The following is a 22,080-nucleotide window of genomic DNA, read 5'->3' as shown; positions in this document are numbered from 1 at the left end:
CGTACGCCGGTTGCGGCGAACCAGCATCCGATCAGGATGATCGGGAAGCCGATCAGCAGACCAGGGGTGACCGGCTCTGCGACGAGCACCGTGCCGAGCACGATCGCGACGATCGGGTTGATGTAGGTGAACAGCGGGGCGCGCACCGGGCCGACCTCGCGGATCAGCGCGAAGAAGGCGACGAACGCGAGCGCGGTGCAGATCACTCCGAGCAGCAGCAGCGAGCCCGCAGAGCGCACGGTCGGCGGCTCGTGCGGCGTGAGCAGCGCCGCCGGCAGATACGCCAGCCCGATCGCGAACAGCGCCAGCGTGATCGTGCCGATCGAGGGGACGTCGGAGAGCTTGTACGCGATGACGAACGGCGCGATCGCGTACATCACGGCGGTGAGCAGGATCTCGCCGATGGCGATCATGCTGGCCGGCTCGTGCGGGAACAGACCGGGTCCCGCGACGACCACGACCACGCCGGCGAACCCGACGAGCAGACCGCCCAGCCGGATCGGCGCGAGCGCGGACCTGTCGCCGCGCAGCAGGGCGATGATCACCGCGAACAGCGGCACCGTCGCGACCAGGAGCCCGGTGAGCCCCGAAGGCAGCTGCGTCTCGGCATGACTGAGGAGCAGGAAGGGCCCGCCCATCTCCAGCAGACCGAACACGAGCACCCACGGCCAGTGCTTCCACGCCGCCTTCAGCGCGCCGCTGCGGATCGCGAACGGGAGCAGCACGAGGCCGCCCAGCAGCGTGCGTCCGGCGACCACCGCCGGCGGTCCGAAGGTCTCGACCGCCTCCTTGATGAACAGGTAGGTGATGCCCCACACGAACGCCATGACGGCGAACAGGATCCACCCCTTCCGGGTGAATCCCGCCTGCGCGTTCACAGGCGTCGACGGCCCTCGAAGGCCCGTCCCAGCGTCACCTCGTCCGCGTACTCCAGGTCGCCGCCGACGGGCAGGCCGGATGCCAGCCGCGAGACGGTGATCTCCATGCTGGTCAGCAACCGGCTGAGGTAGCTGGCGGTCGCCTCGCCCTCGAGGTTGGGGTTCGTGGCGAGGATGACCTCCTGCACGGTGCCGTCGGCGAGACGGGTCATCAGCTGGGCGATGCGCAGGTCATCGGGGCCGACGCCCGCGATGGGGCTGATCGCGCCGCCGAGCACGTGGTACAGCCCGCGGAACTCGCGGGTGCGCTCGATGGCCGCGACGTCCTTGGCGTCCTCGACCACGCAGATCAGCTCGGCGTTGCGGCGCGGATCGCGGCAGATCGCACAGCGGTCCTGCTCGGACACGTTGCCGCACACCTCGCAGAAGCGCACGCGGGCGCGCACCTCGGTGAGCAGCTCCGACAGACGCGCGACGTCGAAGGACGGGGTCTGCAGGATGTGGAACGCGATGCGCTGCGCTGACTTCGGGCCGATGCCGGGGAGCCGGCCGAACTCGTCGATCAGCTCCTGGACGATGCCGTCGTACATCAGTTGAACCTCGTCGGGGGCTGGTAGGGCTCTTCACGCAGGAACCTGGCTCCGAGCACCTGGCGGATCACGGCCTCTCCCCGTCGCTCGACACCGCCGGCGACGGGGGCGACCCGGGATACGACAGGTGCCGCCGCGCGGGGCTCGGTCGCGGAGGACGCCTGCGCGGATGCCATGGGTGCGGAGGCGGCCTGCGCAGGGGTGGCGGGTGCGGACATCGCTCGGGCCGGTGCCGACGGTCCGCGACCGTAGGAGGCGGATGCCCGCGGATCGTCCTGCGGGCCGTCGTAGGCGGGGTCGTAGGGCGGCTCGTCGTCGTACGGGGGCGCATCGTCGAACGGTGGGTAGTCCACTTCGGGCGGCGAGTCGATCGCGCCGTCGACCGGCGGCTGCGGGGCGGATGCCGATGCCTCGGCATCGGCCGGCTCCTCATCCACCGGGAACTGCTGCTGCACGGTTGTTGTCGGCGCGGTGGACACCGGCGCTGCGGGTGCCGGTGCCGTGAGCACGGCTCCGGCGGGCGTCTCGGGCGCGGAGGTCGGGATCGGCGCGACGGCCCACTCCGTCACTGCGGCGGCCGCGGAACGTGACGACGCGGATGCCGCGGGCGCACGTCCGCCGGATGCCGCCGGGGAGCCGACTCCGGAACCGCCGCCGCGCGCGGAGTCACCGATGGACTCGGGGGCGCTCATCGGGTTGGCCCAGCCGGCCGCGGGTGCATCGTCGCCGGCGACCGGCTGCTGAGGTGCGGGCGCGGGCGGAGCAGGACGGGGAGCCGACCCGCCGCCGGACGGCGGCAGCGGAGCGGGCAGGTACTTCACGGTGATGCCGAGCTCCTGCTCGATGGCCGTACGCAGATGGTCGGAGGGCCCCTGCCCGGGCTTGGTGCCCTTGAACTTCGGCACATCGGCCGCGCTCGCGAATCCGAGCGTCAGCACGCCGCTGTCGGGATCGTAGGCGAGCGGCTGGGTGCCGGTGGCCACCAGCCAGGACGAGCGGCTCGCCGACGCGAGGCGGTCCAGCACCGCCGACCACGCGGCGGAGATGCGGTCGAACGTGACGGGGCCTGCCGGGGTCGAGGGCTCCGGCTCCGGATCCGAGGTCATGGACTCCGACTCGGAGGCCGGAGACGTCGGGGCCGCGCCGTCCGACGGCTCGGACTCGGCGGTCCCGGTGGTTCCCGCCGTCGCAGCGGCTCCGTCGGACGCAGCATCCGCAGCCGTCGAGGAGTCGGGCTCGTCGGAATCCGGCGTCGCGGCGGCGGATCCGGATGCGGAGGTCGCAGCCGCGGGAGCGGACGGAGCAGCACCGGAGGCGGCTGCATCCGAATGAGCCCGGGCGGAACCGGTCTGAGCCGGCGAGGACGCGGCGGACGAGGACGGAGCGGAGCCCGCCGCAGGACCCGCCGCAGAACCGACAGAAGCGGCCCCGGCCCCAGCCGGCGCAGACGCGGCCGGAGCCACGGCCCGAGGCGCGGTCGACTGCACCGCCGCCGCCTGGCCCGCAGCATCCGCGGGCGCTCCGGCCAGCACGCGAGCGACCAGCAGCTCCAGGTGCAGGCGCGGCGAGGTCGCCCCGGTCATGTCATCGAGCGCCTGGCTCACCAGATCGGCGGTGCGCGACAGACGGGCGGCGCCGAAGCTCGCGGCCTGCGCGACCATCCGCTGCATCTCGTCGGCGGGCAGCCCGCGCAGCACGGCCGAGGCGCCGTCGCCGACCGCCGCGATGACGATCAGGTCGCGCAGGCGCTCGAGCAGGTCATCGACGAAGCGGCGCGGGTCCTGCCCCGTCTGCACGACGCGGTCCACGGCGGGGAAGGCCGCCGCCGCGTCACCCGCGGCGAGCGCTTCGACGATCTCGTCGAGCAGCGCCGCGTGCGTGTAGCCGAGCAGCGCGACCGCGCGCTCGTAGGTCACGTTGCCCCCGTCGGATCCCGCGATCAGCTGGTCCAGCAGCGAGAGGGTGTCGCGCGGCGAGCCGCCGCCGGCGCGGACGACCAGACCCAGCACGCCCGGCTCGACCTGCACGCCCTCCTCGACGCAGAGCTTCTCGACGTACTCGATCATCGCCGCCGGCGGCACGAGCCGGAAGGGGTAGTGGTGCGTGCGGGAGCGGATGGTGCCGAGCACCTTCTCGGGCTCGGTGGTCGCGAAGATGAACTTCACGTGCGCAGGCGGCTCCTCGACCAGCTTCAGCAGGGCGTTGAACCCCTGCGGCGTGACCATGTGCGCCTCGTCGAGGATGAAGATCTTGTACCTGTCGCGGCTGGGCGCGAAGGTGGCCCGCTCGCGCAGGTCGCGGGCGTCGTCGACGCCGTTGTGGCTGGCGGCGTCGATCTCGACGACGTCCAGCGAACCGCCGCCGTTGCGGGACAGCTCCACGCAGCTCGGGCACACACCGCACGGGGTGTCGGTGGGGCCCTCGGCGCAGTTCAGGCAGCGCGCGAGGATGCGCGCCGACGTGGTCTTGCCGCAGCCGCGCGGACCGGAGAACAGGTAGGCGTGCCCGACCCGGTCGCCGCGCAATGCGGTCATCAGCGGGTCGGTCACCTGGGACTGCCCGATCATCTCCGCGAAGGTCTCGGGCCGGTAGCGGCGGTAGAGGGCTGTCGTCACCCGTCCAGCCTACGGCGTGCCTGGGACACTCGCTCGGCCGCTCACGCGTCCAGCAGGCCCCCGGCCAGCTCCGCCACGCCGCCGACCGCGTCGCCCAGGGCGATGACCGCGCCGACGAGCTGCACCGCGCCGCCGATCAGCTCGATCACCTGCAGCACCAGGGCGGTCGCCTCGAGCACATCGCCGACGCCCTCCACCGCGGGCAGCCTGTCGGACTGCACCCGCACGAGCTGCGCCCAGGAGCGCTCCATGCCGAACAGCACGGCATACGGAAGCAGCCGCTCGTTGAGCAGGAACCGCTGCAGACGCTGCGCTGCGGCATCAGCCGACACGTCGCCGGAGAGCAGCGCGCCCTCCGTCGACTGCAGGAACCGCAGAGGCTCGGCCTCGGCGAGCGCCATGTACTCGCGCAGGCCGGCGAGGTGCGCCCGCGCCGGCTCGGACGCCGGCAGGAACGTCCGCCATGCCCGCGGCACGACCACCAGCGCCGCCAGGCAGACCAGCATCCCGCACCCCAGCAGGATCGACGCCGCCACCGGTCCCTCGGACAGCGCGGCGATCAGCAGGAAGCCGTTCCACAGCAGCAGGAGCACCGCGGCGGCGCGCAGCAGCGCGACAGGCCAGTGCCGTCGACCGGGCCGGAGCAGTCCGGCATCCTCCAGCCGCTCCCTCGCGCCGTCGAGCACCGCCCGCACCCGGTGGGCGAGCGCGCGTCCGCTCGACGAGAGACGCCGCACCCGTTCCCGGCCGGCGCCGTCGCCCAGCACGGCGTCCAGCAGCTTCAGCTCATCGGCGCTGAACTCCGCGCCCTCGACGATCTCGACGCCCACCGGGGCGCGCCGGCGTGCGCGCCGGCCAGTGCCGTCCGGCTCCTCCGCGAGAAGCCGGATGCGCCTGCCCACCGCCATGTCGACCAGCATCGCGGCGGCCGCTCTGCGGTCGGCATCCAGCAGCAGCGCGTCGTCGAGCACCGTCGCGCCGACGAGGGGCGCGAACTGTGGGCCCGGCGACGCCGGGGCTCGGTTCGACGCTAGCCGCGCGAGGATCGCGAGGACCAGCACGATGAGTGCCGGGATCAGCCCCAGCACGATGACGGCGACCGTCATCCCTAGTCCTCGAACACCCCGATGACCGGAATCGACGTGGTGGTCACGGGCACGGTCGGCTGCATGAGCGTGCCGTCGTCGCGCCGGGCGTCCTCGAACTGGCGCAGCGTCGGGCGGCCGGGCCGCACTGGTCCCTGACCCGCCAGCGCCACCACCGCCGGCTCGGCGACGGATGCCCGGTATGCGACCCCGCGCACGCTGAAGTCCACCGGATCGCCCGAGCGCACCTCAAGCCGCAGCGCCTCTCGTGTCACGGTCACCTGCAGCTGCGAGCCGTGCCACTGCAGCGCGTACGACAGCTCGGGCCAGTCGGCCGGCAGGCGCGGGTCGAAGCTCAACAGCCCGTCGTGGTCGCGCATGCCGCCGAAGCCGCTGACCAGCGCGGTCCACACACCGCCGGCGGATGCCACGTGCACGCCGTCCGACGAGTTGTGGTGCAGGTTGCCCAGGTCGACGAACAGCGCCTGCTCGAAGTACTCGCGCGCGAGATCCTGGTATCCGACCTCCGCCGCCATGATCGACTGCACCACGGCCGACAGGGTCGAGTCGCCGGTGGTCAGCGGGTCGTAGTAGTCGAAGTCGGCGAGCTTCTCCTCGTCGGTGAAGTGGTTGCCCTGCAGGAACAGCGCCAGCACGACATCCGCCTGCTTGAGCACCTGGAACCGGTAGATCACCAGCGGGTGGTAGTGCAGCAGCAGCGGGCGCTGGTCGGGCGAGGTGCCCTCCAGGTCCCACACCTCGCGCTCCAGGAACAGCGAGTCCTGGGGATGGATGCGCAGCGCCTCGCTGAACGGGATGTGGATCGCCTCGGCCGCCCGATCCCAGGCCTCCCGCTCCCCGGCATCCAGACCGGTGCGCTCGACCAGTGCGGCGTAAGCCGCCGGGTCCTGCTCGGCCATCTCGCGCACCACCCGTGCGGCCAGCCGCAGGTTGTACCGCGCCATCACGTTCGTGAACAGGTTGTCGTTGACGACCGTGGTGTACTCGTCCGGACCGGTGACGCCGTGGATGTGGAACGTCGAGTGGCCGTTGGTGCCGCGCCAGAAGCCCAGCGTCGCCCACAGTCGTGCGGTCTCGACCGCGATGTCGGCGCCCTCCCGGCGCAGGAACTCCTCGTCGCCGGTGGCGCGCACGTACTTGCCGAGCGCATAGCTGACGTCGGCGTTGATGTGGTACTGCGCGGTGCCTGCGGCGTAGTACGCCGACGCCTCCTCACCATTGATCGTGCGCCACGGGAACAGGGCGCCCGCCTCGTTGAGCTGGGCGGCACGACGGCGGGCGGCGGGCAGCATGAGCACCCGGGCGCGCAGCGCGTTCTTCGCCCACTGCGGCGACGTGTAGGTGAGGAACGGCAGGACGTAGATCTCGGTGTCCCAGAAGTAGTGGCCGCTGTAGCCCGAGCCGGTCAGCCCCTTGGCGGGGACACCGGTGCCGTCGGCGCGGGACGCCGCCTGCGCGAGCTGGAACAGGCACCACCGGGTGGCCTGCTGCAGGTCGTCGTGGCCGGCGATGCGCACGTCGGAGCGCTCCCAGAACGCCGCGAGCCACGCCTCCTGGGCGCGGAACAGGGCGTCGACGCCCTCCACGCCCACGCGGTCCAGCGAGCGGCGGCAGCGGTCGACGAGCTCACGCGGCGGCACGCCCCGCGAGCTGTGGTAGCTGACGATCTTGCTGATCCGGATCGGCACGCCGGCCTTCGCCTGCACGCGGAACACGTTCTTCGCGATGTCGGGCTCAATGAGCGTCCGGGCGCTGTAGTCGTTCTCGGTTTCGACCACGTGGTCGGCGACGACCGCGACGCTCATGCCCGAATCGTTCACCCGGTACGACAGCGCGGAGCGCAGCCCGTCCTGCCAGTACTCCACCGGCTGCAGCACGCGCTCGGTGATCTTCTCCGCCTTGCGCGGGTCGAAGCCGGCCTTGCCCTCGGACTTCGACGCCATCGGGTCGCCGGCGTAGATGCCGGCGCCGTCCTGACGGTTCAGCAGCTGGCAGCTGATCGTGACCGGGGCGTCGGCGTTCTCCACCACGACCTCGAGCCGCAGCACCGCCAGGTGCCGCTCGTCGAAGCTCACGATGCGCTCGTCCTGCATGCGCACGCGCTTGCCGGACGGCGTGACCCACACGACCGTGCGCGACAGGACGCCCGTGCGCATGTCGAGGACCCGGGAGTACTCGTGGATCTCGGCCTCGTCGAAGGAGAGCGGCTCATCGTCGATGTAGACGCGCATGACCTTGGCGTCGGGGGCGTTGACGATCGTCTGCCCCACCTCGGCGAACCCGTACGCCTGCTCGGCGTGCCGGATCGGCCAGGTCTCGTGCAGACCGTTGATGAACGTGCCGTGCTCGTGCGCGCCGCGACCCTCGATGTGGTTGCCGCGCAGGCCGAGGTAGCCGTTGCCGACCGAGAAGATCGTCTCGGACACGCCGTCGTCGTCATAGCTGGTCTCGATCAGGCGCCAGGGATCCACGGGGTGGCGTTCGCGGTCGATCACTTCGTCTCCTGTCGTCGCTCAGTACGGCGCATGCGTTCTCCGAAGGGAATCTGAAGGGTGAGGGGTTCAGTGCTTGTCGCCGTCGAGCAGACGCGCAAGATCATCGACGATACAGGTGGCGCCGGCCTCGCGCAGCGCGGCGGCGCCTGCGCCGCGGTCGACGCCGACGACCGTCGCGTAGCCGGCGGATGCCGCGGATGCCACGCCCGAGACCGCATCCTCCACGGCGATCGCCTCGGAGGGGTCGACTCCCAGCATCCTGGCACCCTCGCGGAACATGTCGGGCGCGGGCTTGGACGCGAGGTGCTCGTGCTCGGCGACGACGCCGTCGACGACGATGCGGAAGAAATCGCGGATGCCGGCGGATGCCAGCACCTCGGCCGCGTTCTTCGAGCTGGAGACCACGCCCATCGGCACCTCGTCGGCGCGGAGCTGCTCCAACAGCGCGAGCGAACCGGGGTACGGCGCGATGCCCTCGCTGCGCAGGGCCGCCGCGAACGCGGCGTTCTTGCGGTTGCCGACGCCGCAGATGGTCTCGGCCTCGGGCGGGTCGGTCACCTCGCCCCACGGGATCTCGATGTTGCGGCTGCGCAGCAGGCTGGCCACGCCGTCGTAGCGCTTCTTGCCGTCGACATACGCGAAGTAGTCGGCGTCCGTGTACGGCTCGGTGACGCCCCAGCGGGTCAGCACCTCGTCGAACACGGCCTGCCAGGCGCGCATGTGCACTTCGGCGGTCGGGGTGAGCACACCGTCCAGGTCGAACAGCACGCCCGCAGCGCGGCGCAGGTCGGGCAGGTCTTCGGACACGATGGGACTCCTGGGGACGGTGCTGTTGTCGGGCACGGGTGCTTCGGCGGCCATGGCGCTCGGATCCGGTGTGGCGCTCCCCTCAAGCGTAGCGAGAACCACCCGCGGGGTCTCCCCCATCGCCGGACCCTTTTCGGCGCAGATCCGCAGGATCGCCGCGACCGCGGCGTCCGTGTCGGCGAGGGTCTGCTCGGTGCGGTGCCGGATGCTGAGCACCGTCGCCGCCGCCTCCCCCGGGCGCACCGGCGGACGCACGGTGTGGACGATGTGCGCGAGCGCCTCGCCGATCCCGTCGACCGTGCCGTGCGCGAGCTCGACCCCGTCGTCCTGCACGCGGTACGTCAGCGCGTCGCCGCGCCGGTCGATCAGCAGCTCCGCGCTCATCCGCCGATGTAGGACATCTCGATGCGCTCCGCGGGTGTGTCGGCGGAGCGCAGCTCGGAGTAGCGGTCGTCGCGTGCACCCCAGATCTGCGCCAGGGCGGCCTCCAGCTCGGCATCCGAGCATCCGCCGCGCAGCAGCGCGCGCAGGTCATGCCCGCGGGAGGCGAACAGGCAGGTGAACAGCTTGCCGTCGGCGGAGATGCGCGCGCGGGTGCAGTCGCCGCAGAACGGGGCCGTGACGCTGGAGATCGCGCCGATCTCGCCCGCCCCGTCGCGGTAGCGCCAGCGCGTCGCGGTCTCGCCGGGGTAGGCGGGCTGCAGCGGTTCGAGCGGATGCGCGGCGTCGATCCGCTCGACGATCTCGGCCGAGGACACCACCTGGTCGAGGTTCCAGCCGTTGGTTGTGCCCACGTCCATGAACTCGATGAAGCGCACGGTCACTCCCGTGCCGCGGAAGCGCTCGGCGATGCCGAGCACGTCGTCCTCGTTCGCGCCGCGCTTGACCACCGTGTTGACCTTGATGGCGTCGAAGCCGGCCTCCTCGGCCGCGCGGATGCCGTCGAGCACGCGCTGCAGCGGGAAGTCGATGTCGTTCATGGCGCGGAAGGTCACGTCATCGAGGGAGTCCAGCGAGACCGTGACGCGATTCAGCCCGGCATCCCGCAGCGCCTGCGCCTTGTGCGCGAGGGCCGAGCCGTTGGTGGTCAGGGCGATGTCGAGGCGCTCCCCCTCGGGGGTGCGCAGCTCGGCCAGCATCGCGATCAGCGTCTCGATGTCGCGGCGCAGCAGGGGTTCGCCGCCGGTCAGTCGCAGCTTGTGCACGCCGTGCGCGACGCCCGCCCGGGCGACGCGCACGATCTCCTCGAAGCTCAGCAGCATGGCGTGCGGCAGGAAGTCGTGGTCGCGGCCGAAGACCTCCTTGGGCATGCAGTACACGCAGCGGAAGTTGCAGCGGTCGGTGACGGAGATGCGCAGGTCGCGCAGCATCCGCCCGCGGGTGTCCCGCAGTCGTGGTCCGAGCTGCACTGCCATGTCCTCCACCGTAGTCGTCGTGCCCGTTCCGGCGGCCGGATCGGGCCCCTCAGCCGGTGACGGGCTCCAGGCGGACGACCACGCCCTTCGACGCCGGCGTGTTGCTGCCGAGCGCCGTCAGCCCCAGCGGCACCAGGGGGTTCCCCTCCGGGAAGTAGGTCGCCGCGCACCCGCGCGAGGTCGGATAGGAGACCGCCTTGAACTCGTGGACCACGCGGTCGACGCCGTCCTCGTACTCGCTGTGCACGTCCACGATCTGCCCGTCGGCGATGCCGAGCTCTCTGAGATCGTCGGGGTTCACGAAGATCACGCGGCGGCTCTTCCGGATGCCGCGGTAGCGGTCGTCGAGACCGTAGATCGTGGTGTTGAACTGGTCGTGCGCGCGCATCGACTGCAGCAGGAGCCGGCAGGGAGGGCGCTCCAGGTACTCCAGCTCGTTGACGGTGATCATCGCCCTGCCGGTCGCCGTGGGGAAGGTGCGGGAGTCGCGCGGTCCGTGCGGAAGGATGAAGCCGTGCTCCTCGCGCAGCCGCGCGTTGAAGTCGTCGAACCCGGGGACGACGTGCTCGATGTGGTCGCGGATCCGGTCGTAGTCCTTCTCGAATCCGGCCCAGTCGATCGGTCCGTCGTCGCCCCACAGCGCCCGCGCGATGCCGACGACCACCGACACCTCGGACTTGAGTTGATCGGAGACCGGGTCGACCTTGCCGCGGGTGGCGTGGATCGCGCACACCGAGTCCTCCACCGACAGCGACTGCTCGCCGGCCGCCTGCCGATCGATCTCGGTGCGTCCGAGCACCGGCAGGATGATCGCCTCGTCCACGACGGTGAGGTGGCTGCGGTTGAGCTTGGTGGAGACCTGCACGTTCAGTCCGACGTTTCGGAAGCCCTCCTCGGCGGCGTGCGTGTCGGAGACCGCCGAGACCATGTTGCCGCCCATGGCCATCCACACCTTGGTCCTGCCCTCGCGCATCGCCTGCACCGACTTGACCACGTCGTAGCCGTGCTCGCGCGGGACCGTGATCCCGAACTCCCGGTCCAGGGCCGAGAGGAAGCTCTCCGGCATCTGCTCCCAGATGCCCATGGTGCGATCGCCCTGCACGTTGCTGTGGCCGCGGATCGGCGAGGCCCCGGCGCCGGGCTTGCCGATGTTCCCGCGCAGGAGCAGCAGGTTCATGACCTCCTTCAGGATCCTCACCGCGTCCCGGTGCTGGGTGAGCCCCATCGCCCAGGTGATGATGACCCGCTCGGAGTGCAGATAGCGGTCGGCGAGCTCGTCGATCTCGGCCCGGGAGAGGCCGGTGGCCCGCAGCACCATGTCCTCGTCGAGGCTCCTGACGTGCTCGTGGGACTCCTCCAGTCCCTGGCAGTGCTCGTCGAGGAACGCGTGGTCGAGCACCGTCCCCGGTGCGGCGTCCTCCGCCTCGAGGACCCGCTTCGAGAGGGCCTTCATCAGCCAGCCGTCGCCGCCTGCGCGGATGAGCAGGTACTGGTCGGCCAGGCCCGTGCCGCGGCCGATGATGCCGCGCACCCGCTGCGGGTTCTTGTAGCGGGTGAGTCCCGCCTCGTGCAGCGTGTTGACGGCGACGATCTTCGCGCCGTTGTCCTTGGCCTCCTCCAGCGCGGTGAGCATGCGCGGATGGTTGGTGCCGGGGTTCTGGCCCATCACGATGATGAGGTCGGCCTTGCCGAAGTCGTCGTAGGAGATCGTGCTCTTGCCGATGCCGATCACCTCGCCCAGCGCCGTGCCGGTGGACTCGTGGCACATGTTCGAGCAGTCCGGGAGGTTGTTGGTGCCCAGCGTGCGCGCCATCAGCTGGTAGATGAACGCGGTCTCGTTGGCGGTGCGGCCGCTGGTGTAGAAGGTGGCCTCGTCGGGCGAGTCCAGGGCCCTCAGCCGGTCGGCGATCAGGGTGAACGCGTCGTCCCAGGAGATCGGCCGGTAGTGATCCTCGCCCTGCGGCTTGTACACGGGTTCGATCAGCCGGCCCTGCATGCCCAGCCAGTACTCCGACTTGGAGAGCAGGCTGCTGAGGGAGTTCTGCGCCCAGAACGCGGTGGGGATCGTGACCGGCGTGGCCTCCCAGGTGACCGCCTTCGCGCCGTTCTCGCAGAACTCGAACGTCTTGCGGTGGTCGGGATCGGCCCACGCGCAGCTCATGCAGTCGAAGCCGTCCTTCTGGTTCATGTCGGTGAGCAGGGTGAGCGCGCGCCTCGCGCCCATCTCCCTGATCCCCGGCACCATCGAGTGCAGCACTCCCGGCACTCCCGCGGCCCAGTCCTTCGGCGGGCCGACCTCCATGTCCCTCGCGTCGTCGTCGATGTCCTGGATCGGGGCCTTGGCTGCCATCACACGCTCCTCCACCTGTCTCACCTGGCCTATCAGTGGCATCCGATCCGCGCAAGAGCCGCGGTCACACGGCCGCGGGCACGGCCTCCCGCACGCGCTCGGGCCGGGAGTAGACGTTCATGCTCGCCCCGCGCACGAAGCCGACCAGGGTGAGGCCGATGGACTCGGCCATCTCGACGGCCAGCGACGACGGCGCCGAGACGGCCGACAGCATCGGGATGCCGGCCATGACCGCCTTCTGCACCAGCTCGAAGCTCGCCCGTCCCGACACCTGCAGCACGGTTCCGGTCAGCGGCAGGTGCCCGTTCAGCACCGCCCATCCGATCACCTTGTCGACGGCGTTGTGCCGCCCGACGTCCTCCCTCACGACCAGCAGCTCGCCGGAGGCGGCGTCGTACAGTCCGGCGGCGTGCAGTCCGCCGGACTTCTCGAAGGCCTCCTGACGCGAGCGCAGCGCGTTCGGCAGGTCGGCGAGAGTCGCGGCATCCACCTGCAGCGGATCCGCGGAGACGTCGAAGGCCGAGGCGGTCGCGACCTGCTCGATGGACGCCGCACCGCACACGCCGCAGGCGCTGGTCGTGTACGAGTGCCGTGCCCGTGACGGATCGGGCAGCGGTGTGCCGGGGGCCAGGGTCACGTCCAGGACGTTGTACGTGTTGCCGCCGTCGGCCGCCGATGCGCCGAGGGCATAGGCTCCCGGCGCTGCGGCGGAGCCGCCGGTGCCCGGTCCGCCGCAGTGGATCGCGGAGGCGAACTGGTCGTGGTGGCGGATCACGCCCTCCGAGACGAGGAAGCCGGCGGCGAGCTCGACGTCGTGTCCCGGGGTGCGCATGGTGACCGTGAGCGGTGCGCCGGACACGCGGATCTCCAGCGGCTCCTCGACGGCGAGCGTGTCGAGCCGGCGCACGGCCGCACCGTCGGCGCCTTCGGTCGCGGCGGTGATGCGAACGACCTTCTTGCGGGTGGTGATCCTGCCCATCGCGGCCTCCCGGTGTGCGTCCTGACTGTCCGCCACGGTACTCCCCCGGCAGGGAGCAGGGGTCGGGCCGCGGTCGTCAGGCCGGCGGCCGGATGCTGACGGTCGAGCCGGGCACGACGGGGGAATCCTCCGGGAGGATCAGCTCGATGAGGTCGCCGTCGGCGGTGCGGGCGCGAGCGCGGATGCCCTCGGCGATCGCCTCGATGCCGTCGACGCGCGCCTGCCAGGGCCCGTCCGTCCCGGGCAGTGTCGATGCGACCGCGGCGATGAAGGGCGTCGCTGGTGCACCGAGGACCGCATCGGGTGCGCCTTCGGCGGTGACGCCGCCGTGCTCGAGCACGATCAGCCGGTCGGCGAGGGCGCGGGCGTCCGTCGCGTCGTGCGTGGCCAGCACGGCGGTGGTGCCGGTGGCGGCGAGTTCGTCGCGAAGCAGGGAGCGGATGCCGTCGGCGGTGGCGGGATCGAGGGAGGTCAGCGGCTCGTCGAGCAGCAGCACGCGCGGCGACACCGCGAGCGCCCGCGCGAGTGCGACGCGCTGCTGCTGTCCGCCCGAAAGCCGCGCGGGGCGCCGGTCGCCGAAGCCGGGCAGTCCGACGCGCTCGAGCCAGGCGTCGGCGCGCACCCTGGCATCCGCTCTCCGCATCCCGTGCGCACGCAGCCCGAAGGCGATGTTGTCGCGCGCGCTCAGGTGCGGGAACAGCCGCGCCTGCTGGCCGAGCAGGATCACGCCGCGTTCGCGCGGCGGCACGTCGACGCCGGCGGCGTCCTGCACGGTCCTGCCTCCCAGCCGCACGGCGCCCGCCGTCAGCGGGGTGAAGCCGGCGATCGCGCCCAGGAGGGTCGACTTGCCCGCACCCGACGGGCCCATCACGGCGACGGTCTCCCCCGCTGCCGCCCGCAGCCGGGCATCCAGGGCGAAGCCGCCCCTTTCGACGCGGATGAGGGCGTCCAGCGCTGCGTCCCCGACGGCGGCATCCGCGCTCATCGCAGCTCCTCCTCGACCGTGGCTTCCCCGCCCGGCCGCCAGCCGCGCACGAGTAGCAGCACCGCCACCGAGGTGACCAGCAGCATCAGCGACAGGGCGATGGCGCTGCCCTGGCTGACCCCGGCGCCGTTGAACGCCGTGTAGATCGCCAGCGGCATGGTCTGCGTCACGCCGGGCGCGTTGCCCGCGAACAGCGCCGTCGCGCCGAACTCGCCTGCCGCCCGCGCGAAGCACAGCACGGTTCCCGACAGCAGCCCCGGACCCGCCAGCGGCAGCGTGACCCGCCACAGGATCGTCCAGCTCCCGGCCCCGAGCCCGGCCGCCGTGCGCTCGTACTCCACGCCCGATGTGCGGACGGCACCCTCCAGCGCCAGCACGAGGAACGGGAGCGCGACGAACACCTGAGCGAGCACGACGGCCGGGGTCGTGAACGGCACCTGCCATCCGGTCCAGCCCAGCCAGCCGGAACGGCCGAACAGGAACAGCAGCGCCAGCCCGCCGACCATCGGCGGCAGCACCAGCGGCACGGTGACGACCGCCCGCAGCACGGCTGCAGTGCGCGGGGCGGCCCGGGCGATGGTCAGGGCCAGCGGGATGCCGATCAGCAGGCAGATCGCGGTGGCGACGAGCCCGGTGACCAGCGACAGCCGCAGCGCGCCGAGCGCCTCTGCCGAGGTCACGTCCTGCCACAGCGTCCCCCACTGCACGCGGCCGACGAGGGCGGCCAGCGGCAGCACCAGGAACAGGATGCCGAGCGCGGCGGGCACGATCAACACCCGCGGCGCCTGACCGCGGGAGCCGGTCGTCTGCGGGCTGCTTCGAGGCATCACGGCCCGTCGAAGCCGAACGACGCCAGGATCTTCTGCCCCTGCTTGCCGGTGATGAACGAGACGAACGTCATCGCGGCCTCCGGGTTCGGGGCATCCTTCAGCGCCACGATCGGGTACGCGTTCACGACCCGATCCGCGCCGGGCGGGGTGAACGAGCGCACGTCGGCGGCAGCAGCGGCATCCGTCCTGTAGACGAGCCCCGCGTCGGCCTCGTCGCTGCGCACCTTGGTGAGCACGGCCGTGACGTTCTGCTCCTGACTGACCGGGGTGAGCGCGACGCCCTGCGCGCTGAGGAGCTTCCTCGACGCTGCGCCGCACGGCACCTCGGGGGCGCAGAGCACGACCTTCACGCCGGGCTTCGCGAGATCCGCCAGCGTCTTGATGCCGGCCGGATTCGCCTTCGGCGTCACCACCACCAGCGTGTTGCGCACGAACACGGTCGGATCGGATGCCAGGCCGGCGCCGGTGACCCTGGCCATGTTCGCCTCGTCGGCGGAGGCGAACACGTCGACCCTCGCACCGCCGTCGATCTGGGTCGCGAGAGTGCTGGAGCCGTCGTAGGTCGCGGCGACGTGCACGCCGGGGAAGAGCTTCTCGAACTGCGCGATCGCCTCGTCGAAGGCGCCCTTCAGCGAGGCTGCGGCCGACACCGAAAGCTCGCCGGTGAGCACGTCGGCATCCGCGGGCGAGGGCGCGTCCCTCGGCGCGACGCCTCCGCCGGACGCGTTCGACGCACCGGTGCTGCTGCCCGTGGTGGTCGTGTCGGGGGATGCCGTGGACGCGCAGCCGCCGAGCATCAGGGCGATGGCGGCGACGGCGGCGATGATCGGGATGCGGCGCATGGCTGTTCTCCTCCGGTGCATGCGGGATCAGCGCGGGGTCTCCACGATGACCGTCGTCGCCTTGACCACGGCGACGGCGAGCGAGCCGACCTCGAGTCCCAGCTCCCGCACGGCTTCGGAGGTCATCAGCGAGACGACCCGGTGGGGGCCTGCCTGGATCTCCACCTGGGCGGCGACGGTGTCCATCACGACGTTGGTGACCAGCCCGGTGAAGCGGTTGCGTGCGCTGGAGCGCACGCCCGTGGCGTCCTCCGCCGACTTCGCCAGGGCGATCGCGTGCCGGGCGAGAGCGTCACCGGGGATCTCGGCCGGGCTGGCGTCGGTGACCGGCAACACGCCCTGATCCACCCAGCGGCGCACCGTGTCGTCGCTGACCCCGAGCAGATCCGCTGCCTGCGCGATCTTGTAGCTTGCGGACATGACCGCAGACTATCACCGCGCATGCGGATGATCACCTGGGGTTTCTCCGTATCTGCGGAAGGGCCCGTTCGCGAGGCGAGGACTACCCTGAAGGCATGTCCCTCCCGCCGCTGGTCGAACCCGTCGATGCGCTCAGCAGCAGGGAGCGGCTGCGCACAGCGCGGCATCAGCGCCTCGCCGGGCTGGGCTCCGACGGACAGCGCCGCATCGCCGCGGCCAGTGTCGGCGTCATCGGCGCGGGCGGCCTGGGCGCGCCGGTCGTGCTGGCGCTGGCGGCCGCCGGAGTCGGCACCGTCGTGGTGTTCGACGACGACGACGTCGAGCTGTCCAACCTGCAGCGGCAGGTGATCCACCGCCTGCAGGACGTCGGCCGGCCCAAGACCGACAGCGTGGTTCGCGTAGCCGCCGACCTGTCCGAGACCGAGGTCAGAGTGGTGACCACCCGGCTCACGCACGAGAACGCGGCCGAGCTGATCTCCGGCGTGGACCTGGTGCTGGACGGCACGGATTCGTTCGAGAGCCGCGAGGTCGTCGCCGCCGCCTGCGAGCGGCTGGCGGTGCCGCTGGTGTGGGGCACCGTGCAGGAGTTCGCGGGCCTCGTGACGGTGTTCTGGTCGGCGCCTCCCGCGCCCGCCGATGCGGTCCGGCTGCACGATCTGTACCCGCCCGGCAGTGAGGCGCCGGCGTGCTCGGCCGTGGGCGTCTTCGGCCCGCTGTGCATCCAGGCGGGCTCGATGATGGCATCCGAGGCGCTCAAGCTGATCACCGGCATCGGACGGCCGCTGCTGGGGCGGATCGCGATGATCGACGCCCTGGCGGGCACCGTGCGCGAGGCACCGCTGCGGGCGTCGCGCGCGACGGCATCCGCTCCCCCGTCCGACGCCGTCGTCGAGGTCGACGACCCTGCCGACGGGGCCGTCGTGATCGACGTGCGTGAGGCCGAGGAGGTCGCCCGCGGGATGCTCCCCGGCGCGAGGCACGTGCCGCTGGCGACCCTGCTGGGGTCGCTCGACTCCACGGCGGTGGAGCTGGCCGGCAGCGAGGTCGTGATGGTGTGCCAGGTGGGTGCGCGTGCACGACGCGCCGCGCAGGCGCTGCGTGAGCGGGGCGTCGACGCCGTGGTGCTGCGCGGCGGCATGGACGGGTACGAGCGCAGGAGGCAGCCGGCATGACCGCGCCCCTGATCACCGTGGAGGAGCATCGCGCGCGGATCCTCGCGGCCGTGCGGCCCCTCGAGGCCGCGCGGATGCCGCTGCCGGGGGCACTGGGACGCATCCTGCGGGAGCCGGTGCGCTCGGCCGTGGACCTGCCCCTGTTCGACAATTCCGCGATGGACGGTTTCGCGGTGCGGTTCGCCGACGTGGCGGATGCCGCGGCCGACGCGCCCGTGGACCTCGAGGTGGTCGCCGACGTGCCGGCCGGCAGCGCCGAGGACCCGTCGTTCGGGCCCGGGCAGGCCGTGCGGATCATGACCGGGGCCCCGGTGCCGCACGACGCCGACGCGATCGTGCCCTTCGAGGACACCGCCGGTGGCCTCGCGGACTCGCTGGGAAACATCCGGGTGATCGCCGCCCCGCACGCCCGCGGTGCGCACATCCGGCCGCAGGGCGAGGACTGCCGTGCGGGCGACGTGATCCTGCCTGCCGGCGCCGAGCTGGGCGGTCGGCAGCTGGCGGGGATCGCCGCGGCCGGCGTGCAGGAGGTCGTCGTCTCGCGCGTGCCGCGCGTCGCGGTGATCTCGACCGGTGACGAGCTGCGTCCACCGGGTGCGCCGCTGGAGCGCGGGCAGATCCCGGAGTCCAACGGCACGCTGCTGGACGGACTGTGCCGCGAGAACGGCGCCGAGGTTGTGCTGATGACGTCGGTCAGCGACGACGGCGACGGCCTGCGCGCGGCGCTGGCGGATGCCGCGGCCCTCGGCGCGGATGTCGTCATCACCTCCGGCGGCGTCAGCGAGGGCGCGTACGAGGTGGTCAAGAGCGTCGCCCGGATGCGGTTCGACAAGGTCGCCATGCAGCCCGGCAAGCCGCAGGGTTTCGGCGACGGCTCGGACGACGGCGGACCACTGCTGTTCGGTCTGCCCGGCAACCCGGTGAGCGTCGCCGTGTCGTTCGAGGTGTTCGTGCGTCCCGCGCTGCGGGCGATGCAGGGCGCCGCCGACCTGGACCGCCTGATCGTGCGGCTGCCGGTCGTCGAGGCGTGGCGCACCCCTCCCGGCCGCCGCCAGTACCGCCCGGTGCTCGTCACGAGCGACGGGGTGGCGCCGGCGTCGTCCGGCGGGTCCCACCTGGCGGCGAGCCTGGGGCGTGCGGAGGCCTATGCGATCGTCCCCGCCGACGTCGACCGCGTCGGGATCGGCGACGTCGTCGATGTCATGCTGGTGCCATGAGCTTCACGCACTTGGATTCCGCTGGTCACGCCCGGATGGTGGATGTCACCGAGAAGCAGCCGACGGCGCGCTCGGCGACGGCGCGCGGGTTCGTGCACTGCGCCCCGCACGTCGTGGCGGCGCTGCGGGACGACATCGTGCCGAAGGGCGACGTGCTGGCAGTGGCGCGCATCGCGGGCATCGCCGGGGCCAAGCGGACTCCCGAGCTGCTGCCACTGGCGCACGTGATCGGCGTGCACGGCGCGGTGGTGGACCTGCGGATCACAGACGAAGGCGTTGAGGTGGAGGCGACCGTGCGCACGGCCGACCGCACCGGCGTGGAGATGGAGGCGCTGACGGCCGTGTCGGTCGCCGCGCTCACCGTGGTCGACATGGTGAAGGGGCTCGACAAGGGCACCTCGATCGCGAACGTGCGCATCGTGGCGAAGACCGGCGGCAAGTCCGGCGACTGGCACCGGCCGGACGACCCCGCCTGATCATGGTCGTGCGGTTCGGGGCGGTGCTGCTGGCCGGCGGTCGCGCCTCGCGCATGGGCGGCATCGACAAGCCGGGGCTGCTCGTCGACGGGGTGAGCATGCGCGATCGGGCCATCGACGCGGTGGTTGCCGTCGGCGCATCGCCGGTGATCGTCGTGGGGCCGGAACCGGCGGCATCCAGAGCTTCGCACGACGCCGTGCGCTGGATGCGGGAGGACCCGCCCTTCTCGGGACCGGCGGCCGCGGTCGTGACCGCGCTGGGGGCTCCGGGCGCGGATGCCACGGCGTGGACGATTCTTCTGGCCTGCGATCTCCCGCATCCGGATCTCGCCGTCGCCCGGCTGCTCGCCGGCATCCCTCATCTCGCACCGGAGTCCGACGGCGCGTGCCTGGTCGACGGGACCGGGCGGGCGCAGTGGCTCACAGGTGTGTATCGCACGCCGGCGCTGGTGAGTGCGGCATCCGCTCTGCCGGACGGCGGTCGCGATCGGCCGGTGCGCGCGCTGCTCGCGGGCCTGCCCGTGGAGCTCCTCGCCGACCCGGGCGCCGCGGCCCGGGATGTGGACACGTGGGAGGATTACGAGCAGCTGACGAAGGAGCTTCCATGAGCGAGCATCTGCCACCCGAGGCACTGGACGACTGGGCGGATGCCCTGCGGGAGCACTTCGACCTGAGCGCCGACGACGTGCCGATCTCGCTGATCCTGGACCTGGCGAGGGACGTCGCGAACGGCGTCGCGCGGCCGGCCGCGCCGTTCAGCGCGTTCGTGGCCGGACTGGTCGCGGGTCGCCGCGGCGGCTCGCCGGACGACATCAGCGCGGTCGTCGCGGACGTGACGACGCTCGCCGGCGACTGGCGGGCCTGACGTGGCCCGGGTGCGGTTCTTCGCCGCGGCTGAGGAGGCCGTCGGCAGCTCCGAGCTGACCGTGGATGCCACGACTCTCGCCGCCCTGACCGCGCGCCTGCGCGGCGATCACCCGGCGCTCGCGGAGATCCTGCCGCGCTGCTCCGTGCTGGTCGACGGCGCGCGCGTGGACGAGTCGTGGCCGCTGACCGCCGACGCGGTGGTCGACGTGCTGCCGCCGTTCGCCGGCGGCTGAGTCCCGCGTCCCTGAGCGCCCTTCGTCTCCTCGCCGGCGCTCGTCGCTCCGGAACCGCAACCCACCCGGTCCCTGAGCGAGCGCAATCCCCGGTCCCTGAGCGAGCGCAATCCCCGGTCCCTGAGCGAGCGCAATCCCCGGTCCCTGAGCGAGCGCAGCGAGACGAAGGGTCAGCCGCCGAGCCCCTTCCAGACGGTGGCGCCGTCGGCTTCGATCTGCCGCTTCCAGATGGGAAGGCTGTGCTTGATGGCCTCGATCAGCGCGCGGGACACCTCGTAGGCGACGCCGCGGTGACCCGACGCGACCGACACGATGACAGCGGCCTCGCCGACCTCCAGGCGCCCGATGCGGTGGCTGGCGGCGACGATGGCGTCCGTCTCCCCGACAGCGTCGGCGATGAGCGTGCGCAGGGTCTTCTCGGCGTCGGGGTGGGCCGAGTACTCCAGTGCGACGACAGGGGTGGCGGCGTCCTCGTCGTTGTCGCGGACGCGGCCCACGAAGGTGATCTCGGCGCCCATGCGGGGGTCGTCGACGGCGGCACGGTGGGCGTCGACGTCGAGCGGCTCGGTGCTGATCTGCGCGAGGCGGATGGTCATCGATGGTCCTCCCCTTCGAGCTGCCCGAGCGCGTGGTGCGCGATCTCGAGCACGAGTCGGATGCCGTCGGTGACGGCTGCGGTCGAACCGGGGAGGTTGACGATGAGTGCGTTCCCGGCGACGCCCGCGAGTCCGCGGGAGAGCAGGGCTGCGGGCTTCTCGGCTGCGCCTCGGCGGCGCAGCTCCTCGGCGATGCCCGGCAGCTCGCGGTCAAGCACGCGGGCGGTCCCCTCGGGGGTGCGGTCACGCGGGCCGATGCCGGTGCCGCCTGTCGTGACGATCAGGCGGATGCCGCGCTGCACCGTCTCTCGCAGTGCGCGCTCGACCTCGTCGGCGCCGTCCGGGATGACGATCGCGTCGTCGCAGTCGAAGCCGGCCGCGCGGAGCGCCGCGACCCCGATGGGCCCGGATGCGTCTGCGCGCTCACCGCGGGCGGAGCGGTCCGAGACCGTGATGACTGCGGCTACCGGCGACATGCCTTCAGCCTAGCGATGGCTCTCCGGCGGGTCTTGGGCAGGTGGGCGGTCAGCCGCGGTGGGTGAGCACGTTGATGATGTTGCCGTCGGCGTCGCGGAAGAAGAAGCGTCGTACGCCCCAGGGCTCGTCGGTGATGGGATGCACGATCTCCAATCCGAGATCAGCGACCCGCTGATACGCGTCGTCCACATCGTCGACCTCCAGCGATGCCGTGGGGTTCACCGGCGCGGTCTGGTCGCGGTCCATCAGGCTGAACTGTGGCGCCGCACCGCTGTTTCCGAGCGTGACGATCCATCCGTGGTCCATCAGCACGTCGAGCCCGAGCGCGTCGCGATAGTGCGCCGCGGCCGCGGGCACGTCGGCGACCGTGAGAATGGGCACTGCGCGGGAGAGTCTCATGCACGCGAAGATACCATCCGGCCTCTGGCCGAAGACCGGCGGGACCTCCACACCTCTGGGCCCGAGCCTGTCGAACGGCCGGCATGGAGACTCGAGTCAGGGGCGCCGAGTCCACACCGCGCTTGCCGAACGGCGGACGTTCGCGCAGCGGGTGCTTCGACAGGCGCAGCAACCCAAGATGATGAGCCCCTCAGCAGATGCTGGGCCCCGAGCAGGTACTGGTCCCCGGGCGGATGCCGGTGCCTGAGCGGATACTGGGCCTCTGAGCTTGTCGAAGGATCGAACCTGCCTGGGATCCTTCGACAGACTCAGCGCCCCACCGCGTCGTGCT

The 22,080-nt window shown here is 72.0% G+C and carries 22 protein-coding genes; 6 read left to right on the top strand and 16 right to left on the bottom strand.

Annotation, left to right across the window (positions count from 1 at the left end; genetic code table 11):
• The 13 genes from BGN97_RS18350 to BGN97_RS18290 all read right to left on the bottom strand — a co-directional run.
• The coding region (locus tag BGN97_RS18350; RefSeq protein ID WP_292704756.1) for a DMT family transporter at positions 1–878 on the bottom strand (878 nt) is incomplete at its 3' end.
• Positions 875–1,468 (bottom strand): recombination mediator RecR, encoded by a 594-nt coding sequence (gene recR / locus BGN97_RS18345; RefSeq protein WP_285636729.1) that lies wholly within the window; start codon positions 1,466–1,468, stop codon positions 875–877. The genes BGN97_RS18350 and recR, both read right to left, overlap by 4 nt.
• A complete protein-coding gene (locus tag BGN97_RS18340) occupies positions 1,468–4,083 on the bottom strand; it encodes a DNA polymerase III subunit gamma and tau (protein WP_292704754.1) in 2,616 nt (871 codons plus the stop codon). Before BGN97_RS18340 ends, recR begins: the two co-directional genes overlap by 1 nt.
• Before the next feature lie 41 nt (positions 4,084–4,124).
• On the bottom strand, positions 4,125–5,189 hold the full coding sequence (locus tag BGN97_RS18335) for a DUF2207 domain-containing protein (RefSeq protein WP_292704752.1): 1,065 nt from the start codon (positions 5,187–5,189) through the stop codon (positions 4,125–4,127).
• A 2-nt stretch (positions 5,190–5,191) separates the two neighbouring features.
• Complete coding sequence (locus tag BGN97_RS18330; protein ID WP_292704750.1) at positions 5,192–7,684, bottom strand: glycosyl hydrolase family 65 protein; 2,493 nt, start codon at positions 7,682–7,684, stop codon at positions 5,192–5,194.
• A 66-nt stretch (positions 7,685–7,750) separates the two neighbouring features.
• Positions 7,751–8,875, bottom strand: a complete 1,125-nt coding sequence (locus BGN97_RS18325) for a beta-phosphoglucomutase family hydrolase (RefSeq protein WP_363331461.1) — start codon at positions 8,873–8,875, stop codon at positions 7,751–7,753.
• Positions 8,872–9,906, bottom strand: coding sequence for a GTP 3',8-cyclase MoaA (gene moaA, locus BGN97_RS18320; RefSeq protein WP_292704748.1), 1,035 nt, complete (start codon positions 9,904–9,906; stop codon positions 8,872–8,874). Before moaA ends, BGN97_RS18325 begins: the two co-directional genes overlap by 4 nt.
• Before the next feature lie 49 nt (positions 9,907–9,955).
• A complete protein-coding gene (locus BGN97_RS18315) occupies positions 9,956–12,256 on the bottom strand; it encodes an FdhF/YdeP family oxidoreductase (RefSeq protein ID WP_292704746.1) in 2,301 nt (766 codons plus the stop codon).
• Between the two features lie 64 nt (positions 12,257–12,320).
• A complete protein-coding gene (gene fdhD / locus BGN97_RS18310; protein ID WP_292704744.1) occupies positions 12,321–13,235 on the bottom strand; it encodes a formate dehydrogenase accessory sulfurtransferase FdhD in 915 nt (304 codons plus the stop codon).
• A gap of 76 nt (positions 13,236–13,311) precedes the next feature.
• Positions 13,312–14,220 carry an ATP-binding cassette domain-containing protein gene (locus tag BGN97_RS18305; RefSeq protein WP_292704742.1) on the bottom strand — a complete coding sequence of 303 codons (909 nt, stop codon included), beginning with the start codon at positions 14,218–14,220 and terminating at the stop codon, positions 13,312–13,314.
• Positions 14,217–15,047 (bottom strand): molybdate ABC transporter permease subunit, encoded by an 831-nt coding sequence (gene modB, locus BGN97_RS18300; RefSeq protein WP_292704740.1) that lies wholly within the window; start codon positions 15,045–15,047, stop codon positions 14,217–14,219. The genes BGN97_RS18305 and modB overlap by 4 nt, the downstream gene beginning before the upstream one ends.
• Positions 15,047–15,892: a molybdate ABC transporter substrate-binding protein gene (gene modA / locus BGN97_RS18295; RefSeq protein ID WP_292704738.1), complete on the bottom strand. Its 846-nt coding sequence runs from the start codon at positions 15,890–15,892 to the stop codon at positions 15,047–15,049. The genes modB and modA overlap by 1 nt, the downstream gene beginning before the upstream one ends.
• 27 nt (positions 15,893–15,919) lie before the next feature.
• Positions 15,920–16,312, bottom strand: a complete 393-nt coding sequence (locus BGN97_RS18290) for a TOBE domain-containing protein (RefSeq protein ID WP_292704736.1) — start codon at positions 16,310–16,312, stop codon at positions 15,920–15,922.
• Positions 16,313–16,407: 95 nt separating this feature from the next.
• Here BGN97_RS18290 and BGN97_RS18285 point away from each other — a divergent pair, with 95 nt between their 5' ends.
• The 6 genes from BGN97_RS18285 to BGN97_RS18260 are packed head-to-tail and all read left to right on the top strand — an operon-like array spanning position 16,408 to position 20,277.
• The gene (locus tag BGN97_RS18285; protein ID WP_292704734.1) at positions 16,408–17,484 is read left to right on the top strand and encodes a ThiF family adenylyltransferase; all 1,077 of its coding nucleotides are present in this window, start codon (positions 16,408–16,410) and stop codon (positions 17,482–17,484) included.
• A complete protein-coding gene (glp, locus tag BGN97_RS18280; RefSeq protein ID WP_292704732.1) occupies positions 17,481–18,701 on the top strand; it encodes a gephyrin-like molybdotransferase Glp in 1,221 nt (406 codons plus the stop codon). The genes BGN97_RS18285 and glp overlap by 4 nt, the downstream gene beginning before the upstream one ends.
• The gene (gene moaC, locus BGN97_RS18275; protein ID WP_292704730.1) at positions 18,698–19,177 is read left to right on the top strand and encodes a cyclic pyranopterin monophosphate synthase MoaC; all 480 of its coding nucleotides are present in this window, start codon (positions 18,698–18,700) and stop codon (positions 19,175–19,177) included. Before glp ends, moaC begins: the two co-directional genes overlap by 4 nt.
• Positions 19,178–19,179: 2 nt before the next feature.
• Positions 19,180–19,785: an NTP transferase domain-containing protein gene (locus BGN97_RS18270; protein ID WP_292704728.1), complete on the top strand. Its 606-nt coding sequence runs from the start codon at positions 19,180–19,182 to the stop codon at positions 19,783–19,785.
• Positions 19,782–20,042: a DUF6457 domain-containing protein gene (locus tag BGN97_RS18265; RefSeq protein WP_292704726.1), complete on the top strand. Its 261-nt coding sequence runs from the start codon at positions 19,782–19,784 to the stop codon at positions 20,040–20,042. The genes BGN97_RS18270 and BGN97_RS18265 overlap by 4 nt, the downstream gene beginning before the upstream one ends.
• Before the next feature lie 10 nt (positions 20,043–20,052).
• Positions 20,053–20,277 (top strand): MoaD/ThiS family protein, encoded by a 225-nt coding sequence (locus BGN97_RS18260; RefSeq protein ID WP_363331460.1) that lies wholly within the window; start codon positions 20,053–20,055, stop codon positions 20,275–20,277.
• Between the two features lie 170 nt (positions 20,278–20,447).
• Here BGN97_RS18260 and BGN97_RS18255 read toward each other — a convergent pair whose 3' ends face one another.
• Genes BGN97_RS18255 through BGN97_RS18245 form a run of 3 tightly spaced genes read right to left on the bottom strand, consistent with a single transcriptional unit; the run spans position 20,448 to position 21,749 of the window.
• Positions 20,448–20,873, bottom strand: a complete 426-nt coding sequence (locus BGN97_RS18255) for a molybdenum cofactor biosynthesis protein MoaE (protein WP_292704722.1) — start codon at positions 20,871–20,873, stop codon at positions 20,448–20,450.
• Positions 20,870–21,349, bottom strand: a complete 480-nt coding sequence (locus BGN97_RS18250; protein WP_292704720.1) for a MogA/MoaB family molybdenum cofactor biosynthesis protein — start codon at positions 21,347–21,349, stop codon at positions 20,870–20,872. Before BGN97_RS18250 ends, BGN97_RS18255 begins: the two co-directional genes overlap by 4 nt.
• A 49-nt stretch (positions 21,350–21,398) precedes the next feature.
• Positions 21,399–21,749 (bottom strand): VOC family protein, encoded by a 351-nt coding sequence (locus BGN97_RS18245; protein ID WP_292704718.1) that lies wholly within the window; start codon positions 21,747–21,749, stop codon positions 21,399–21,401.
• Between the last annotated feature and the right edge of the window lie 331 nt (positions 21,750–22,080).

Origin of the sequence: Microbacterium sp. 69-10, assembly GCF_001897945.1 — a bacterium.
In the GTDB taxonomy this organism is placed as follows: Bacteria; Actinomycetota; Actinomycetes; order Actinomycetales; family Microbacteriaceae; genus Microbacterium.
Note: the sequence above shows the minus strand (reverse complement) of the source record. Positions and strands in the feature narration are given on the sequence as shown.

Excerpts from the sequence above, each read along its gene's own strand:
- BGN97_RS18255 (WP_292704722.1), bottom strand. The coding sequence starts at position 20,873 with ATGACCATCCGCCTCGCGCAGATCAGCACCGAGCCGCTCGACGTCGAC.
- BGN97_RS18305 (WP_292704742.1), bottom strand. The coding sequence starts at position 14,220 with ATGAGCGCGGATGCCGCCGTCGGGGACGCAGCGCTGGACGCCCTCATC.
- BGN97_RS18335 (WP_292704752.1), bottom strand. The coding sequence starts at position 5,189 with ATGACGGTCGCCGTCATCGTGCTGGGGCTGATCCCGGCACTCATCGTG.
- modB (WP_292704740.1), bottom strand. The coding sequence starts at position 15,047 with ATGCCTCGAAGCAGCCCGCAGACGACCGGCTCCCGCGGTCAGGCGCCG.
- glp (WP_292704732.1), top strand. The coding sequence starts at position 17,481 with ATGACCGCGCCCCTGATCACCGTGGAGGAGCATCGCGCGCGGATCCTC.
- modA (WP_292704738.1), bottom strand. The coding sequence starts at position 15,892 with ATGCGCCGCATCCCGATCATCGCCGCCGTCGCCGCCATCGCCCTGATG.
- fdhD (WP_292704744.1), bottom strand. The coding sequence starts at position 13,235 with ATGGGCAGGATCACCACCCGCAAGAAGGTCGTTCGCATCACCGCCGCG.
- moaA (WP_292704748.1), bottom strand. The coding sequence starts at position 9,906 with ATGGCAGTGCAGCTCGGACCACGACTGCGGGACACCCGCGGGCGGATG.
- BGN97_RS18250 (WP_292704720.1), bottom strand. The coding sequence starts at position 21,349 with ATGTCGCCGGTAGCCGCAGTCATCACGGTCTCGGACCGCTCCGCCCGC.
- moaC (WP_292704730.1), top strand. The coding sequence starts at position 18,698 with ATGAGCTTCACGCACTTGGATTCCGCTGGTCACGCCCGGATGGTGGAT.
- BGN97_RS18325 (WP_363331461.1), bottom strand. The coding sequence starts at position 8,875 with ATGAGCGCGGAGCTGCTGATCGACCGGCGCGGCGACGCGCTGACGTAC.
- BGN97_RS18245 (WP_292704718.1), bottom strand. The coding sequence starts at position 21,749 with ATGAGACTCTCCCGCGCAGTGCCCATTCTCACGGTCGCCGACGTGCCC.
- BGN97_RS18270 (WP_292704728.1), top strand. The coding sequence starts at position 19,180 with ATGGTCGTGCGGTTCGGGGCGGTGCTGCTGGCCGGCGGTCGCGCCTCG.
- BGN97_RS18265 (WP_292704726.1), top strand. The coding sequence starts at position 19,782 with ATGAGCGAGCATCTGCCACCCGAGGCACTGGACGACTGGGCGGATGCC.
- BGN97_RS18290 (WP_292704736.1), bottom strand. The coding sequence starts at position 16,312 with ATGTCCGCAAGCTACAAGATCGCGCAGGCAGCGGATCTGCTCGGGGTC.
- recR (WP_285636729.1), bottom strand. The coding sequence starts at position 1,468 with ATGTACGACGGCATCGTCCAGGAGCTGATCGACGAGTTCGGCCGGCTC.
- BGN97_RS18285 (WP_292704734.1), top strand. The coding sequence starts at position 16,408 with ATGTCCCTCCCGCCGCTGGTCGAACCCGTCGATGCGCTCAGCAGCAGG.
- BGN97_RS18315 (WP_292704746.1), bottom strand. The coding sequence starts at position 12,256 with ATGGCAGCCAAGGCCCCGATCCAGGACATCGACGACGACGCGAGGGAC.